The following is a 17357-nucleotide window of genomic DNA, read 5'->3' as shown; positions in this document are numbered from 1 at the left end:
TTTTTCTTCTTTCACTAATTAAGATTCATTAAAAGACCAATAATGTAAGGCAGCGCATTAATAATATCGCTTGCTACAATTGGGTGATCTGAAGTTGAAGCATCATTTGATTCCACTATGTCTTGCGCCAATTGAGTGTAATTGTTTTCGCTGTTGATTTTAGATGCTAATGATGCTGAAATTCCGTGGATTACAGCTGCGCTCGCTGCAATAAAAGCATAGTTTTCGTTTTCTGCGTAATTCGCGTAGTTTTCTGCATAATTTTCTGCACAATTTTCATTATTTTCTTTTCTTTCGCGTTGCGCTAATAATGCTCCTAGAATTCCTGCCAGTACATCTCCTGAACCTGCGGTTGCGAGCCAAGATGGAGCGCATTTTGCAATATAAATGGGAGAGTGTAGTTCTGATGGTGATGCAACTGCTGTTGTTGCGCCTTTAACTAGCACAGTTGCTCCAGTAAGATCGGCTGCTTTTTGAGCGTAGTGTGTTGGATTGCTAGATATTTGTTGTGCGCTTATATTCAAGTCGTATCTAGTAAAAAGTGAGCTTAATTCTCCTGCGTGTGGAGTGAGAACTACTTTTGTGCAAACCTGTTTTGGCAGTAAATCTAACGCTCCAGCATCTACGCATATTGGTGGAAGATTATCTTTTTGACTTACTGATTGTTCTTTCGAATTATTATTTTCTTTCGCATATTGCGCAAGAATGCTCGCAATGTATTTTCTTTGATTTGCGCTAGCTTCAGTATTGCAATGATCCGCATCTGGTATTCCAGATCCAACTGTTATAGCGTCGATTTTTCCAGTCAATTGTTCCGAGGCTACTACTTCTGGAGATGTTTGTAATACTAAGTTTTGTGCGCGAAGAGGACCGGCATAACGAACCATTCCAATATTTGCGTGTGACGCAGCACTCGCGCTTAATATTGCAGCTCCAGGATACTCATTAGAACCTGTGACTAATCCCAGAACCCCACGCGAGTATTTATTGTAAAAAGGCTTAGGCTTTTTTAGACATTTGTTTACATCTTTTGCTTCTATGTTTAGAAGTTCACTCATGCTTACGATTGTAGTGAATATCTGGGATTGTTATTTGTGGTTTTGTTATTTGTCACATTGCATTCGCTATATACACCATTTATTTATATAACGCAAGAAAAATCGCAATTATATCAGACAAAAAATTTGCGACACGCCACTTTTGAAAAAATATAATAAATTTTCAAAATTTCATTGACCATCCATCATATTTTTTCTATGCTTTTAAACGTTATTGCTAACGATAATCTTTCCTAATTAAAAATAATGGAGAAAGTGAAAACGCTTTTTAAACAGATTACAAGACTTGCAATAATGTGAATTCATAGATTCCGGAAAGGAAAATAGTGAAAACTGCACGAATTTTTGCCACCGCAGCCACCGCCGCTTTGCTAACTGTTGGCTTGTGCGCATGTGGATCAACAGCTAAGACAGCAGATCAAAAGACTAACGGTAATCAAGTAAACGTAGTTGCAACCACCACTCAAATCTGCGATTATGTAACTCAAATCGCATCCACTGCAGATGCAAAATCTGGATTAAGCCTTAATAAAACCGATTCTCAAGGCAAAAAGTCTGTGATTGGCGCGCCTCAAGACAAAGCAAAGTCAACAATCAACCTTACATGCTTACTCGCTCCAAACGCGTCTGCACACGAGCATGAGATGACTCCAGCGCAATCCAAAGCGCTTTCTAAAGCAGATTTAATGCTTGTTTCTGGAGTAGATCTTGAGCACTTCTTAGATCAGGCTGTAAAAGCTACTGGATTTAAGGGCACAATGGGTGTAACTTCGGGCATTCTTACAGCAGACGAAATCAAGGATTCAAAGGCAGAAGCTGCTAAAGAAAAGAATCTTCCTTACAAGATTGACCGCGGTGTTGAAAAGGTTCATGCTGAAAAATGGCCATTCCCACCAGAAGAAGGCGAGAAAGAGCCAGAATTCCAGTATGATCCACATATTTGGACTAGCACCAAGAATACTATGATTCAAGTCAAGAATATTGGTAACTTCCTTGGCAAAGCTCTTCCAGAAAGCAAGTCAATCTTCGATGAGCATGTTGAAAAGTTCGTTAAGTCTCTTGCTGATTTAGACTCTTGGGCAACTAGTGCTTTGAACAGCGTGCCGCAGGAACATCGCGTTCTGTTTACTTCGCACGATGCATTCGGATACTTCTCACGCGACTACAATGTTAAGTTTATTGGCGCAGCTCTTTCTGACTTCAACAGTCAGCAGGATGCAACTGCAGACCATATTAAGGAGGCTGCAGAAGCTGTTAAAAAGTCTGGTGCCGTAGCAATTTTTGCCGAAAATTCCAACAATTCAAAGTCTATTAAGGCTGTGGCTGCTGCTGCAGGCGTAAAGGCGATTATTGGCGACGATGCGCTTTATGGCGATTCCCTTGGTCCTGTTGGCTCTGCTGGCGAGACCTATATTGGTTCCATTGTTCACAATGTTCAGACTCTTGTTAAGGCTTGGGATGGCAAAGTTCCAGACCTTCCAGAATCTGTAAAAACTGCTTTGAAAAAGTAGTTAAATAGGTGGCTATATAAGTAGCTGAAAATAATAAATCACTACAAAAGTAGTTACAAGAAGGTTAATTTATAGTGAATAAGAGCGTCCTAGCGATGAAAGATTGCGACCTAGCATACGGTTATAAAACTGTTGTGACTGGGCTTAACGGAAGTGTAGAAGCTGGAGAGGCTTTAGCTTTAATAGGACCTAATGGTTCTGGAAAAACAACGTTTTTGCAGGCGATTATTGGTATTGTGCGAGTAAGCCATGGAAGCTTAACAATGCCAAAAACGGTTTCTATAGGCTACGTTCCTCAACAAGTTGATTTGGATTTGACTTTTCCAATCACCGCTCGTCAGGTTGTAGCAATGGGCTTAAGCAGGCAAACTGGATTCCTCGGTTTGCTCAAAAAAAGCCAGAAAAAATCTGTTGAGGACGCTCTTAATCATGTTGGTTTGCTAAATAGGGCAGATGTGCGATTTGGTGATCTTTCTGGAGGTCAGCGCCAGCGAATATTGCTTGCTAGAGCTATTGTTGCGCGCCCTACGTTAATTCTTTTAGACGAGCCTTTTAACGGATTAGACGAGCCGAATCGAAAAGAACTGCTCAATATTATGAAGTCCGCAAAAGAAGATGGGATTTCGTTTGTTGTCTCTACTCACGACTTGGTAATCGCGGACGCGATTTGCGAAAAAGCCTTGCTTTTGGCTGGTCGTCAAGTATCTTTTGGGCCTCTTAGAAAAGTCATGACTAAAGAAAACATATCTTTGGCTTATGGTGGAAGTATGCCAGCTGCAAGTGCGGGTATTACTTTGAATCAATTAGCAAACAAAGATGATTCGTTAAATGCGGCGAGTGTCACAAGCACTTTTAGTGATTCAAGCATTTCGGGCACTTCTTCAGGAGACGAATCCAATGCTAGCTGAATTGGTTGAGTCTTTGCGCAAAATCCTCGAGCCAATACCAGGATTTGACTTTATTGCATCCGCTCCATACATTTTCAGACCTTTCTGTCTTCTTATTGTTCTTGCGATTGCTAGCGGAATAGTTGGTGTGTTTGTTAACTTAAGATGCGTCGAGTTTAATGCGGAGGCTTTGGTCCACGGGATTTTTCCTGGAATCGTAGTCGGAGCGTTATATGGTGGAATTGGGCAAATTATTCCAGGAGCTTCGATTTGCGCAATTTTTTTGGTCGCCGCTCTTGTGTGGGCATCTAGGTCTCAAAAAATCAACGAGTCAATAATTGCAACAGTTTTAACAACATTTTTTGCGCTTGGAATCGTAATATCTCTTAAAAAGGGAGATATGTCTGGCCAGCTTGAAGCACTTATGTTTGGACGTTTGTTAGATGTTACAGACGATAGAATGACTCAAGCAATGCTTATTTGTTTATTTGCAATCGCATTACTTGTTCTAACTTGGAAGAAGCAAATTGTTGTTGCGTTTGACCGCGCTAGTGCTCCTTTAATGGGTGTTAATACTTTACTTGTAGATATTGTGCTAAACGTTGCAATTGCGTCTGTTGTAGTTTCTGCATCTTCGGCTGTTGGCGTACTTCTTGTTATTGGATACCTTGTTATTCCTGGAGCTAGCGCAAGATTGGTTTCTCGCACTGTTGGGCGTATGGCGTTTGTTGGCGTTGCGGTTGGTATTTTTGGCGTTTTATTAGGCATGTACGCTATGAACTTGGAACTTGATCATCCAGTTTCTCCGCAAGCTGCAGTGGCACTAAGTATTTGCGCAATGTTCGTAGTCGTTTTGATTTTAAGATTCTTATACAGAGTTACATACGCACTAGTGTTTTCTAAAAAGAAAAAGTCTAGCGCAATAGATGGTGGTGGAAAGTAATAATGGTAAGTATTTGGCAAATTATTGCTCTTCCGATTGTAGAGGCAATCGCTGTTGGAGCATTATGCGGTTTTGTTGGATCCTTGGCTTTGCTTAATCAGCGTATTTTCTTCACCGAGTCTATAACTCACGCTGCTTTTCCAGGAGCTGTTATTGGAGTTGTAGTTACATCTGTTTATACGATTGACCAAAACGTTTTGTCTATTGGTCTTTTTATTGGCGCTGCTTTGGCTTGTATTGTTTTGTCTTTTATGATGCATGTGCTTTCTAAACTAAAGGGCATATCTTCTCAAGCATCTGCTGGAATAACTCTTACTGTTGGTTTTGCAAGCGGCTACTTTTTAAACAAGTGGTTTGCTCCTCTTCCATTGCGAATTGAGGGTTTTTTAACAGGATCTTTGCTTAATTGCACTCCTGCAGACGTGATTTTTGCGATTATTGCATTCGCTCTTGCACTAGGATTGTGGAGTTTTAATAGTGCTAATTTGATTCACTGCTCTTTTGACTCCACTAATTACAAAGCTTTAGGAGGCAGAAGCGGATTAATGCAAGGAATTGTTCTTGCGCTAATAATCATTACAGTTTCGGTAATTATTCCAGCTGTTGGAACTGTTGTTTCGGTATCTTTAATCGCAGCTCCTGCAGCAGCACTAAAGAGCAGAATGCGTTCCATTAACAAATTTGTGTTTGCGTGCGTATTGTCTTCTATTTTTATAGCGCTTTTAGGACTTGCCTTAGCTGTGATTTTAAGACTTTCTGCTGGCGGAACTATCGCGATTTGCGCTGGATGCTTCTATTTAGTTGTAAAGCTTAGTGAAAGCATCTTTTTGAAAATACATGAGATTTATTCTAGTTTTTGCAAAAAATCATTGTTAAAAAGTCGCTCTGTTGTTCTAGAGTAACAGAGAATTGCGCGTGAAAAATGCGTGCGATTGACGTCGTTTTTTGCGCGTTTTATTTATGTTTTAATCGCGTAAGTTTATCGACGCCACACAAGTCCAGGTCTGCACATTAGTAACGCAAGACCCCGATAGAAAAGGACAATTATGGCTGAAAATACCATCTCCATCACAGTAAACAATGAGCGCAAGGAGGTGGATGCAAGCTTCACTGGCGTTGAACTTTTCGCGGAAGATAAGAATATTATTGCCGTGCGTTTAAATGGCGAGTTGCGTGATTTGTACACGTCTCTTCATAACGGCGATACCGTGGAATCAGTAGCACTTGATAGTGAAGATGGCATCGCAATCATGCGTCATTCCGCTACACACGTGATGGCTCAAGCTGTTCAAGAAATTCGACCAGACGCAAAGTTGGGCGTAGGTCCTGTAATTAAAGACGGCTTTTACTACGATTTTGATGTTGATACTCCATTTACGCCAGACGATTTGAAGCAAATCGAAAAGCATATGCAGCGCATTATTAAAGAGTCTCAAAGCTTCCGCCGCCGCGTTGTAACAGAGGATGAAGCGCGCGAAGAAGAAGCAAATCAACCTTATAAGTTGGAGTTGATTGGAGATAAGGAAGCGGATCTTGATCCTGCTGCTGCTGGCGAAATCAGCAAGCATGAGCTTAGCATGTACGACAATTTGGATCGCGAAGGCAATAAGGTCTGGAGTGATTTGTGCCGTGGACCTCATTTGCCAAATACGCGCTATATTAAGGCTTTTAAGCTTGAGCGTGTTGCTGCAGCTTACTGGCGCGGTTCGGAGCATAATCCTATGCTTCAGCGCATTTACGGAACTGCATGGCCTAGCAAAGAAGAGCTTAAAGCTTATACAACTCGCATGGAAGAAGCTGCTAAGCGCGATCATCGTAAGCTTGGCCAAGAAATGGATTTGTTCTCATTCCCAGACGAGATTGGTCCAGGCTTAGCAGTGTTCCATCCAAAGGGTGCTGCAATCATTAACGCAATGGAAGATTATTCGCGCGAACAGCACAGAAAGCATCACTACAGCTTCGTACAAACTCCGCATATTACTAAGGGCGGCTTGTATGAGACTTCCGGCCATTTGCAGTGGTACAAGGATGGCATGTATCCTCCAATGAAGCTTGACGAAGAGCGCGACGAGAATGGCAATGTAACCCGCCAGGGTGCTGACTACTACTTGAAGCCAATGAACTGCCCAATGCATAATTTGATCTTCAAGTCTCGCCAGCGTTCGTATCGCGAGCTTCCTTTGCGCTTGTTTGAGTTTGGTACTGTGTATCGTTACGAAAAGTCTGGCGTTGTTCATGGCTTAACTCGCGTGCGTGGATTGACTCAGGATGATTCGCATATTTACTGCACTCGCGAGCAGATGCGCGATGAGTTGAAGAGCTTGCTTAACTTTGTGCTTGGTCTTCTTAAAGATTTCGGTTTGAACGACTTCTACTTGGAGCTTTCCACTAAGGATGAGCACAAGTTTGTTGGTTCCGACGAGATTTGGGAAGAAGCAACTAACACTTTGGCAGAGGTTGCTAAAGAGTCTGGTTTGGAACTTGTGGACGATCCAGGCGGAGCTGCATTCTATGGACCTAAGATTTCTGTGCAAGCGCGAGATGCAATCGGCCGCACTTGGCAGGTTTCTACTATTCAGCTTGACTTCAACTTGCCTGAGCGCTTTAAGTTGGAGTATATTGCAGCTGATGGTAGTCACCAGCGCCCAGTTATGATTCACCGCGCACTCTTCGGCTCTATTGAGCGTTTCTTCGCTATTTTGCTTGAGCATTATGCAGGAGCGTTCCCAGCATGGTTGGCTCCAGTTCAGGTGACTGGCGTTCCTGTTGCAGACGAGTTTGCTCCGCACTTGCAAAAGTTTATTAGCGATTTGGAAGAGAATATGGTTCGTTGCGAAATGGACAGCTCCGACGATCGCTTTGGCAAGAAGATTCGTAACGCTTCTAAGTCTAAGGTGCCTTTCACTTTGATTGCTGGCGAAGAGGATGTGAACAACAATGCTGTGAGCTTCCGCTTCCGCGATGGTAGCCAATTGAATGGTGTTCCAGTTGAGCAAGCTAAAGAGTGGATTTTGTCCATTATTAAGCAGCGCGTTCAAGTGAATACTGCAGAAGATTTTGAGCGCTACACAAAGTAGCATTCGCGATGCAACTTACGTAGCATAAATCAACGTAAGTCAATACAAAACAAACCCGCACTTCTTAACGTTGTGCGGGTTTATTCCTTTTATTCTTGATTTATTACGAGTGACTTAGTTACTTAAGCAGCGCACGAATTGCTTCGATTTGCTCGCTATTAACTTGACTTGCAGGCTCGCGAACAAGCGTGCTAATCGGCAATCCCTTAAGATTTACAGCAGCTTTAATAGCAGAAATAAACAAGTCGGTAGTGTTGTAAACTGCCATCAAATGGCTGATTCTTTTAGCACATTCAATAAGATGTGCAAAATCGCCAGCCTCATACGCCTTATGCAAAGATGCAAAAGTTTCTGGCTCTACATTTGTAAGACCACAAATCACGCCGTTTCCTCCAGCAATCCTGTTAGGAGTGTAATACTCATCAAATCCAGAGAAAACAACGAAATCTGGGTTTACGCGTCTAGTGGCTTCAATCATTGCGCGAGTATGGCTTATAGTATCTACCGTATCTTTAATACCAACAATATTCGGGTATTTTTCAGCAAGACTTGCAACTAAGCTTGGTGTTAAATCGCTGCCAGTTCGAGCAGGGAAGTTGTATAGAATAACGGGCAAGCTAGTTGCGTTAGCTATTGCGCCAAAGTATCGTTCGGCAGTTGGTGCAGTTGGTCCAAAGTAGTATGGAGATACAGCTACAACAGCGTCTGCTCCGCAACTTTGCGCAAACTTAGTAAAGTCAAGTACTTCGTTAAGATTTGTGTTTCCAACGCCTATAAGAACTGGAACTCTGTGATTAACATGTTCAATAGCAAACTTAGCAGCTTCCTTTTTTACGCTAAGTGGATATGCGTAGAATTCGCCGATGCTGCCAAAAATCAATATGCCATTAATCCCAGCATCAATCAGATGGTCTAAGTGCTTTGCCCATAAGTTGTAGTCAATGTTTCCGTCATCTTTGCTTACAGTTATTGATGGGCAGAAAACGCCCTTAAAAGCATGCAAATCAAGCTTTGCGCTACTAGAAGTAGTCATAAAATTCGTCCTTTTATTAATTATTTTGTGTATTGAATTATGGGGTATAAGACTTTAACTGGCAAAATCTTACACCCCATAAGCAATGATTATTCAAATCGATTATTCAAATAACTTAATTAATTACAGTTTAATACCATACGCCTTCTTTGCATTATTCATAAAGAAATCTTCGTCGTCGCCGAAAAGCTCAACCATTAAGTCAAGATGCTGCTTAAGTGAAGAATTCAACTTAACAACTGGCCAATTGGAGCTAAAGAGTAGGCGATCAGGGCTAAAGGTGTCTTTTACAAACTTAACAATATCTGGATTTACTGGATTATCTCCCGAAATCTTAATATAGCTGTGTGGAAGCTTTGCAAACGCACGCAAAGCATTGCAAGAATCGTCGTCTAATCCTGGAACATTGCCCAAATGGTTTAGAACAACAGTAACTTCTGGAACTTGCTCAAAAGCTTTAGCCATATCTCCAAGTTCTTCGCCACGATTGCAAAGCTCGAAAGGCATGCCATTCTTTGCCATTGCCTTAAGACCACCAATAAACGAAGGCTCTAGGCAACGTCCGCGTGGCTCGCTTGGAATATGAAGAGGCTCGCGAATACCGGTTGCGTGAATTGGAACGCGCATAAACGGATCCAACGTGACTCTAAGCATTTTAGCTAGAATTTTAGGATTAGGATTTTCGCCAATAAGCCTATCTTCTAGCTCGTGGTCTGCAGCATCAACCTCAACGTATACGCCGCCGAGGAAGTCAACTCCTAAATCTACATACTCTTTTTCTAGCTGCTCTAGAGTAAAAGTGTGGTTTAACTTGTCTAAGCCATCAAGCCAAGGCAAGACTTGCTTTGTTGGATCCCAAATATGAAAATGTGAATCCAAAATACGAAGTTGAGACATAATAAATTTTCCTTTCTAAAGACTTTCAAATAAAAACTTTGTAAAGACTTTGTAGTTATTCGCGAATTATTTAGCTTCTACAAGACCAATCTTTGAGCCCCAAAGAGCGTACCAAGCAACATACAAGAATCCTGGAACTGTGAGCAATACGGCGGCTTCGATCCCAGCAAAATCTTGTACCAAACCGAAAACTAACGGAATGATTGCAGCGCCAACAATGCTCATAACGAGTGCAGAAGAACCAGTCTTTGCTGCTGCTCCATGAATTCCCTTAAGAGTAAGAGAGAAGATTGTTGGGAAGCCAATGGAGATAAACAAGTACGCTACAATGTAGGCGATTACAGAAATCTGACCAAGTCCAAGGAATGCAACAAACATAAGCACTGCGCTTAAAGTCATGTACAATCCAAGAATCTTGCCACCATCAAACTTTGCCATCAAAGGAGTTGTAACAAAGCGGCCGATTGTAAACATTAAGGAAACGATTGCAAGCATAGAAGCAGCAACACCAGTGGTGATTCCAGTACCCCAATGCTTTAGAGCAAAGTCGGAGAACATTGCCATTCCAGCAACTTGAAGTCCAATAAAGATGAATTCTGCAATAATTCCAAGAGTAAAGTATGGCTTGCTCATAAGATGAATGAAGGAAGAATCACCCTTGCTTTCCTTGTCTGCCTCAACGTCTCCTGGAGGAGTAGGGAGTTTAAAGCAGAAGAAGATTGCAATAATCGCAATAAGAACAATGCCAATAACAATGTAAATCAAGCGAGTATCGCCAAGGAACTTTAGCTTAGCAACGTCGAAGCCTGGCTCGTTCTTTGCAACAGTTTTGCCTAAAATTTGACCAAGAATAAGAGGTCCAACAATGTTTCCAACTCCGTTGAAGCTCTGTGCCATGTTGATTCTAAATGATTCGCCCTTCTCATCGCCAAGCTTAGTAATGTAAGGGTTGCAATTCGTTTCCAAAGTTGCTGCGCCCAACGCTATAACAAACATTGCAACTAGGAACATTGCGTAGCTTGCGGTAGCTGTTGCAGGGATTACCGCAAATGCGCCAAGAGCAAAGAGTGCGAGGCCACTAATAACGCCGCCCTTGTATCCAAAACGCTTTGCGATTAAGCCTGCAGGAATTGCCATAACGAAGTATGCGCCAAAATATGCTACCTGCAGCAATGCTTTTTGAGTATTATTCAGTTCAAGATAATTGCCAAATGGTGAATTCAGTGCATTGACCAAATTCATGGTCAAGCCCCATACAAAGAACAAAGATGTTACCAATACGATGGCAATCATAGCTTTTGAGCCATTTTTACTATTCTTAACGACGGCATTGTCGTTTTCTTTTGTAGTCATCGTCACTCCTGTGTGAGAATAATTCTAAAAGTTTAAGATTTTAAGTTCTTAAATGATTTTGTGCAATGGTGCGCAAACACACATTCGCATTGCGCACCATTTACTAGCTAAACTGCATTAATCTTAAATTTGCATTTGTGATTTAAGACAAAGCGCGATCAAGATGCACGTAGCCTCCATCAACGAATACCCACTGACCAGTGGTGTGCGAAGAGCGATCCGAAAGCAGGAATGCAGCTTCGTTTCCAATCTCTTCCGTAGTAGTCATGCGGTTTTCCAGAGGAATCTTGTCTGTAATAACCTTCAAGCGAGCTTGCTGAGCAGCTTCGTCACCAAATGTCTTAATCCAATCTGCATACAGTGGAGTCCAGCATTCCGAAACAACAATCGCGTTTACGCGCACGCAATCATGGACAAGAGCTGCAGCCCATTCGCGAGTCAAGCCTAAGATTCCGCCCTTTGCAGCAGCATAAGCGCTAGTTTTGCCCTGGCCAGTTAGAGCAGTCTTAGAAGAAATGTTCACAACAGCTCCGTGGCTTTCCTTCAAGTACTTTACAGCAGCATGAACAGTTTCGTAGTAGTGAGTGAGGTTTCCGTGAATCGACTTCTCGAAGTCGCGCCAAGAAGTGGATTCCAAATCCTTGTTGTCGTTAACGCCAGCGTTATTTACAATGCCGTCAATATGACCATACTTCTTATAGGTTTCTTCAATAATTGGTGCAATCTCGTCCGTGTCGTTCAAGTCGAGAAGATAAACATCGTAGTTCTTTGTGTATTGCTCAATATCTTTGCGGAATGTTTCTTCTGCAGCATCTGCGCGGTTAATAACTACTGGAATTGCGCCTTCTCGAGCAAGTTGAAGCGTAATGCCTTTACCAATTCCCTTGAATCCACCTGTTACAATGAAAACCTTGCCTTCCAAATGCAAATCCATAATGAACTCCTTTGTTAAATGATGTGGTTTGCTTTTAGTTAATTTTTAAATTATAAAATTTTATGATTTATTTTTTACAAGTGGCTAATCGTTAATCACTATGCGACTAGCCACTTGTTTTTTTTTTACTATTTTTAGCCGCGATAAAGGTACTTTTCGGCTGTTTCCAGCGTCATCTCAGTGCCATTACCTGGGGCGGTTGGTGCAACGTAATTGCCATTCTTGATTTGTGTTGGATGTACAAAGTGCTCGTGCTGATTGTCTACGTATTCAATCATGCGACCTTCCTTTGTTCCAGAAACTGCAACATAATCAAACATTGCAAAGTGGCATACGGCTTCGCACAATCCAACTCCGCCTGCGTGTGGGCAAACTGGCTTGTTAAACTTACGAGCAAGCAAGTATTCGAGAACAACTTCTTGTGGACCTGCAACTCGAGTTGCGTCGATTTGCATGATTCCAAATGCGTTTGCTTGCAAGTATTGCTTGAACATGATTCTGCTTTGCATTTGCTCGCCAGTTGCAACTGGTATTGGGTTGATTGCGCGAGCGATTGTTGCGTGTCCAATAACGTCGTCTGGGCTTGTTGGCTCTTCTACCCAAGCTAAGTCGAAGTCGTGGAAGCGATTAATCCAAGTAATTGCTGTTGGAACATCCCACACTTGGTTTGCGTCTACTGCAAGATGAACATCTGGACCGATTGCTTCGCGCGCGAGTGCGAGTCTTCTTAAATCGTCGTCTACATTTTGACCAACCTTAAGCTTAATTTGCTTAAAGCCTTTAACTTGCGATTCTTCCTTAGCGATTGCAACCATCTTCTCGTCACTGTAACCGAGCCAGCCTGCAGCAGTGGAGTAGCCTGGGTAGCCGTTTACAAGCAAGTCAGCAATTCGATCTTCCTTGCCTTTTTGACCATCTTGCAAGAACTCGATTGCTTCTTCTGGCCTTAATGCATCGGTCATGTAGCGGAAGTCAAGGGTAGAAACTAATTCCTTTGGATCCATCTCGGCAAGTAAACGCCACAATGGCTTCCCAGCTCGCTTTGCTTTAATATCCCACAATGCGCTTAAAATCGCGCCAATTGCCATGTGTTCTACGCCTTTTTCAGGACCTAGCCAGCGAAGTTGTGAGTCGTGAACAAAAAGATCCCATGCAAGTCGCATGTTGTCTAGCAATTCTTCCACGTTCCTGCCAATAAGCACTTGAGACATGGAGTCGATTGCTGCGCAAACAACATCGTTTCCGCGACCAATCGTAAATACAAATCCAACGCCTTTAATGCCATCGTCTAGACTTGTTTTGATTTCTACGTATGCTGATGAATAATCTGGATCTTTGTTCATTGCGTCGGACCCAGAAAGCGTTTGCGACGTAGGGAATCTAAAATCATAGGTTTTTACTGATGTGATTGTACTCATAACGATTCATGCTCCTTTGCTTTAACATCGTTGTGACCTACTCCTATATTCTATAACTAAATAATAGAAAAATGTTCTAATCGTTAGGAAATTTTCGTAAATAATTTTTTGCGAATTTTTCCTAATCTCACGTTTTGTGATAAATGTCATATTTTGGATTTTAAGAATATTGAAAAATTGAGCTTTTATCTTTTATAACTGTTAAAAAATGATCACTTTTAGCATCGAGGTTATCTTTTAAATTCTGATTATTCGGCGTGTCGTAAGAAAATTTCTCGACTTTGTGTAGTCTGTAGCGAAATAACATATGATACTATTTCTATTAGGCCTGATAAGTCAAGCAATAATGCGATTTTTCTATTTTTTGAATTTTCGCATTGCTGCGGATTAATGCAAAATTAAGCAAGAAATTTTCTCTGCATTTGTTTGTGGTTTAAGAAAAATTTTGCGGCTTATAAGCATATGAGCATAGGAATTAGGAGAGTGCATATGCCAACTCGTAGTCACGCAACTAGCATTGCTGAAAATGAATCTTCAAAACCTCGCATAACGGAGTTGGCTAAAAAGGCGGGGGTATCGCCTTCTACAATTTCAAAGGTTATTAACGGTAGAACTGGCGTTTCAGATGAGACTCGCAAAAAAGTAGAAGAAGTTCTTTTAAAAAGTGGGCGCGAGTATTCGCTTGTAAGCACTAAGGTATCTCCGACAATTGAATTATTAGTAGATTATGTGGCAAATAATGGCACGATTGAGATGATTACTTACGCATCTCGTTGGGCGCAAAGAGAAGGATTAGCTCTTACAGTCGCTCAAACCGATAATGGTAAGAAACGTGATGAGTGTTTGCGTGGAATTGTAGATAGAAATCCTCTTGGTGTTATATCTCAAATGTCTGATCTTACGCAGAAAGATAAGGAATTTTTGCGTATGCGAAATATTCCGTTGATTATAATTGATCCCGTGTCTCTTTCTAATGGGGAAGATCACACGATTTCAATCGATAATTGGACAGGAGCTTATGAGCTTACAAAACATCTGATTAATCTGGGGCATAAGAGAATAGGCGTTATAACTGGTCCTCTTAATGTTCAATCTGGTGTAGCCCGATTTGCTGGCTATAACGCTGCAATGGAGCAGTCTGGCTTGACGATTGATAAAGATTTGGTTAAAGAGGGGGATTATCTTCCTGAACGCGGCTATGAAATGGCTTGTAAGATTTTGGATTTGCCTGAAGAAAAGCGTCCTACTGCTATTTTTGCTTGCAACGATATTACAGCTGTAAATGTGTATCGTGCTGCTCGCGAACGCGGTATTAAGTTAGGATCTGAGCTTTCTGTAGCTGGGTTTGATGACGTGTATCCTGCACAGTATTTGATGCCATCTTTAACAACTGTTAATCAGCCTTTTGACTCAATAGCAAAGAATGCCATTAGAATGATTCTTGAGATTAGGGAAGGTAAGGAGATTGAGAATCAACTGGTTCTTCCTGCACATGTTGTTATTAGAGACAGCACTCAGACTGTTGTCGATTGATAGAAGAGTTATTAGATATAGAATTTGACTTATGATTTATGGCTTATGACATAAATCAAATAAATGTGGACGCAGCCTAAATCAAGAGCTTAAATCAAGATAAGTTGCGTCCACAAATATTGCGTATTTATTTATTATTTTATTATTTTAGAAGACTACATCAAGCTTGTGTAAATCTTGCGAATGTCTTCCAAAGTGGCCTTGCGTGGGTTTCCTGGAGTGCAAACATCTGCCAAAGCGTCGTGGCTTAATCCTTCAATATCTGCCTGTGTAGCTCCAACTTCGCTAATCTTAGTAGGATTTCCAAGCTTAACCGTTAAGTCGTGAACAGCCTTTACAGCAGCATTGCGTACTGTTTCGAGGTCATCGGTGTATGCGTTTGGAACATCGAATGCAGCAGCAATATCGCGATACTTTTCGCCACTGTAATCCTTGTTATATTCCATAACAGGAGCGAGCAAAATTCCGTTTGCAACGCCATGAGCAACGCCAAGGCGACCGCCGAGTGGGTGAGCCATGCCGTGAACCAAGCCCAAACCAACGTTGGAGTATGCCATGCCAGTTATATAGCTTGCGTAAGCCATTTGTTCGCCTGCTGGAACATCTCCATCTGCGCTCTTTGCAAGGTTTTGTGCAATCATGCGGATTGTTTGCAAAGACAAGCAATCCGAAAGGCTCCATGCGCCTGGAGTAATGAAACCTTCGATTGCGTGGGTGAGTGCGTCCAAACCAGTTGCAACCTTAAGCGAACGTGGCATGGAATCGGTGAGGTCTGGGTCTACGAATGCAACGATTGGAATATCGTGAGGATCTACTGCAACGAACTTGCGAAGCTTTGCTGTATCGGTAACAACATAGTTGATTGTTGTTTCGGATGCGGTTCCTGCTGTTGTTGGTACGCCAAAGATTGGCACAGAAGGATTCTTTGTATCTGCAACGCCTTCTAGAGAAAGAACATCGCCAAACTCTGGGTTGGCTACAATAATTCCAATGCCCTTGCAGGTATCTTGTGGAGAGCCGCCGCCGAGACCAATAAGGAAGTCTGCGCCAGATGTCTTAAACTTTTCTACACCGTCTTGAATGCATTCAACAGGTGGATTTGGCTTTACATTGTCGAATACTTCGTATGGAAGACCAGCGGATTCTAGAACGTCTGTAACTCTTTTAACGGTTCCCGTCTTTACAAGAACTGGATCTGTTACTACAAATGCTTTTTTAAAGCCGTGTGCTTTAGCAACGTTTGGAATCTCTTTGATTGCTCCGCGGCCGAAGTAAGCAGTCTGGTTGAAAATCATTCTATAGACCATGCGAAAATCTCCTTTGAGTTTCATATTGGCATACGCCAAATTTTTGGTAGTCGACTAATATTTTACAATATTGCATGACATTTGGCGAGTGTGTTAAATAAGTGTTTTGTTACTAAAATTAACAAATAAACAATTAAAATGAACATAAACTAACTAATTTTATGCATTTTTATTTATTTTAGATATAAATAAGCACATTTATAAAAATTCGAGCACATGATTTGCAATGAATATGTTGAAAGAAAAATATTAATCACGTTAAGAAAAATTCTTTAATTGATTGGTGTTTTAGTTATCTAATTGATTTATTTTGAATTAAATAATCTATTTGGAATGCAAATTTAGATCTGTAATATTACGCCTGTGAATTTAAGCCTCTCATACTGGCTCTCATACTAAAGTATGACGATTTTATATAAGAGCATTTTTATATCAAAATTTAATATCAAAATTCCTATTATTTCAATGAGAATATCAGCCTTACGCACTATAGAGAATGCGTTTTTAATCCCGTAAATTGTAATTGTAAGGTAATTCCAATACTTGTAAGGAACTGCAAAAGTAAGCGAGGTGCAAAATGAGTGTTGAAAATAGTCAAGATACGCGTTTTACGCAAATGAATTATTCCGCTCAAGAAGGTTTGATTGGCGAGACTGCGGTTGCAGCTTTGCATGTTGTTAAAGATTTTGGCAAGGGTGCAGGCATTGTTCACGCTTTGCGAGATGTAAGCGTTAGTTTCGAGCGCGGCAAGTTTACTGCGATTATGGGTCCTTCGGGTTCTGGAAAGTCAACTTTAATGCATTCTTTGGCTGGTCTTGACAGCGTTAATTCTGGAAAAGTTTTGGTTGACGGCCTAGATATTACAGGCATGAGTGATAAGCAGCTTACGCTTATGCGCCGCGAGATGGTTGGTTTTATTTTCCAAAGTTTTAATCTTCTTCCAATGTTTAGCGCTGAGCAAAATATTCTTATGCCTCTTACTTTGGCAGGCAAAAAGCCAGATAAGCAATGGTTTAATACTTTGGTTAATACTCTTGGCTTGCAAGATCGTTTAAAGCATAGGCCTGCTGAGCTTTCTGGTGGTCAGCGTCAACGCGTTGCAATTGCTCGAGCTTTAATCTCTAAGCCTTCCGTAGTTTTTGCAGACGAGCCTACTGGCAATCTCGACTCTGCTTCCAGCTTGGAAGTTTTGCATTTCTTGAAGAAGTCTGTAACGGAGCTTGGTCAAACTGTGATTATGGTTACTCACGACGCTGTTGCAGCGTCTTACGCGGATCGGGCAATCGTGTTTGCAGATGGTCAAATCGTTGAAGACGTGCAAAATCCTACTGCAGAAGGAATGAGCAAGATGCTTATGGAGCGTAGCGAGGCTGGCGTTAATAATCAGCCTGCTCAATTGCAATAAA

The 17357-nt window shown here is 41.5% G+C and carries 14 protein-coding genes; 7 read left to right on the top strand and 7 right to left on the bottom strand.

All coding sequences use genetic code 11. The features are described 5' to 3' along the window. Window positions 1-14: 14 nt before the first annotated feature. A complete protein-coding gene (locus tag HXT55_RS04565) occupies window positions 15-1058 on the bottom strand; it encodes an ADP-dependent NAD(P)H-hydrate dehydratase (RefSeq protein WP_064623425.1) in 1044 nt (347 codons plus the stop codon). 326 nt (window positions 1059-1384) lie between these two features. On the opposite strand from HXT55_RS04565, the gene HXT55_RS04560 reads away from it, so the two are divergent. From HXT55_RS04560 to thrS, 5 genes are all read left to right on the top strand, one after another. Then, window positions 1385-2569: a metal ABC transporter solute-binding protein, Zn/Mn family gene (locus tag HXT55_RS04560; protein WP_004111898.1), complete on the top strand. Its 1185-nt coding sequence runs from the start codon at window positions 1385-1387 to the stop codon at window positions 2567-2569. 95 nt (window positions 2570-2664) lie between these two features. Then, entirely contained in the window at window positions 2665-3477 is an 813-nt protein-coding gene (locus HXT55_RS04555; protein WP_004111896.1) for a metal ABC transporter ATP-binding protein, read from the top strand. Further along, complete coding sequence (locus HXT55_RS04550; RefSeq protein ID WP_064623184.1) at window positions 3467-4399, top strand: metal ABC transporter permease; 933 nt, start codon at window positions 3467-3469, stop codon at window positions 4397-4399. Before HXT55_RS04555 ends, HXT55_RS04550 begins: the two co-directional genes overlap by 11 nt. A 2-nt stretch (window positions 4400-4401) precedes the next feature. After that, a complete protein-coding gene (locus HXT55_RS04545; protein ID WP_016635373.1) occupies window positions 4402-5301 on the top strand; it encodes a metal ABC transporter permease in 900 nt (299 codons plus the stop codon). A gap of 144 nt (window positions 5302-5445) precedes the next feature. After that, window positions 5446-7476 carry a threonine--tRNA ligase gene (thrS, locus tag HXT55_RS04540; protein WP_004117944.1) on the top strand — a complete coding sequence of 677 codons (2031 nt, stop codon included), beginning with the start codon at window positions 5446-5448 and terminating at the stop codon, window positions 7474-7476. A 118-nt stretch (window positions 7477-7594) separates the two neighbouring features. Here thrS and HXT55_RS04535 read toward each other — a convergent pair whose 3' ends face one another. The 5 genes from HXT55_RS04535 to HXT55_RS04515 form a co-directional block, all read right to left on the bottom strand. Continuing rightward, on the bottom strand, window positions 7595-8509 hold the full coding sequence (locus HXT55_RS04535; RefSeq protein ID WP_014554634.1) for a dihydrodipicolinate synthase family protein: 915 nt from the start codon (window positions 8507-8509) through the stop codon (window positions 7595-7597). 123 nt (window positions 8510-8632) lie between these two features. Next, window positions 8633-9406, bottom strand: coding sequence for an amidohydrolase family protein (locus HXT55_RS04530; protein ID WP_421792571.1), 774 nt, complete (start codon window positions 9404-9406; stop codon window positions 8633-8635). Between the two features lie 66 nt (window positions 9407-9472). Beyond that, a complete protein-coding gene (locus HXT55_RS04525) occupies window positions 9473-10759 on the bottom strand; it encodes an MFS transporter (protein WP_421792569.1) in 1287 nt (428 codons plus the stop codon). 142 nt (window positions 10760-10901) lie between these two features. Then, window positions 10902-11693 carry an SDR family oxidoreductase gene (locus tag HXT55_RS04520; RefSeq protein ID WP_004111884.1) on the bottom strand — a complete coding sequence of 264 codons (792 nt, stop codon included), beginning with the start codon at window positions 11691-11693 and terminating at the stop codon, window positions 10902-10904. A 134-nt stretch (window positions 11694-11827) separates the two neighbouring features. Then, window positions 11828-13111, bottom strand: coding sequence for an enolase C-terminal domain-like protein (locus tag HXT55_RS04515; protein ID WP_174142820.1), 1284 nt, complete (start codon window positions 13109-13111; stop codon window positions 11828-11830). A gap of 489 nt (window positions 13112-13600) precedes the next feature. On the opposite strand from HXT55_RS04515, the gene HXT55_RS04510 reads away from it, so the two are divergent. Continuing rightward, the gene (locus tag HXT55_RS04510; RefSeq protein WP_004138220.1) at window positions 13601-14644 is read left to right on the top strand and encodes a LacI family DNA-binding transcriptional regulator; all 1044 of its coding nucleotides are present in this window, start codon (window positions 13601-13603) and stop codon (window positions 14642-14644) included. Window positions 14645-14799: 155 nt separating this feature from the next. On the opposite strand, the gene fucO is transcribed toward HXT55_RS04510, so the two are convergent. Next, window positions 14800-15951, bottom strand: a complete 1152-nt coding sequence (gene fucO / locus HXT55_RS04505) for a lactaldehyde reductase (RefSeq protein ID WP_116692147.1) — start codon at window positions 15949-15951, stop codon at window positions 14800-14802. Between the two features lie 577 nt (window positions 15952-16528). Between fucO and HXT55_RS04500 the strand changes: the two genes are divergently transcribed. Continuing rightward, the gene (locus HXT55_RS04500; protein WP_004111879.1) at window positions 16529-17356 is read left to right on the top strand and encodes an ABC transporter ATP-binding protein; all 828 of its coding nucleotides are present in this window, start codon (window positions 16529-16531) and stop codon (window positions 17354-17356) included. Window position 17357: the final 1 nt, after the last annotated feature.

Origin of the sequence: Gardnerella sp. KA00718 (assembly GCF_049244285.1) — a bacterium.
Lineage (GTDB): Bacteria > Actinomycetota > Actinomycetes > Actinomycetales > Bifidobacteriaceae > Bifidobacterium > Bifidobacterium vaginale.
The sequence above is the reverse complement of the archived record's forward strand: the minus strand, read 5'-3'. Positions and strand labels throughout refer to the sequence as shown.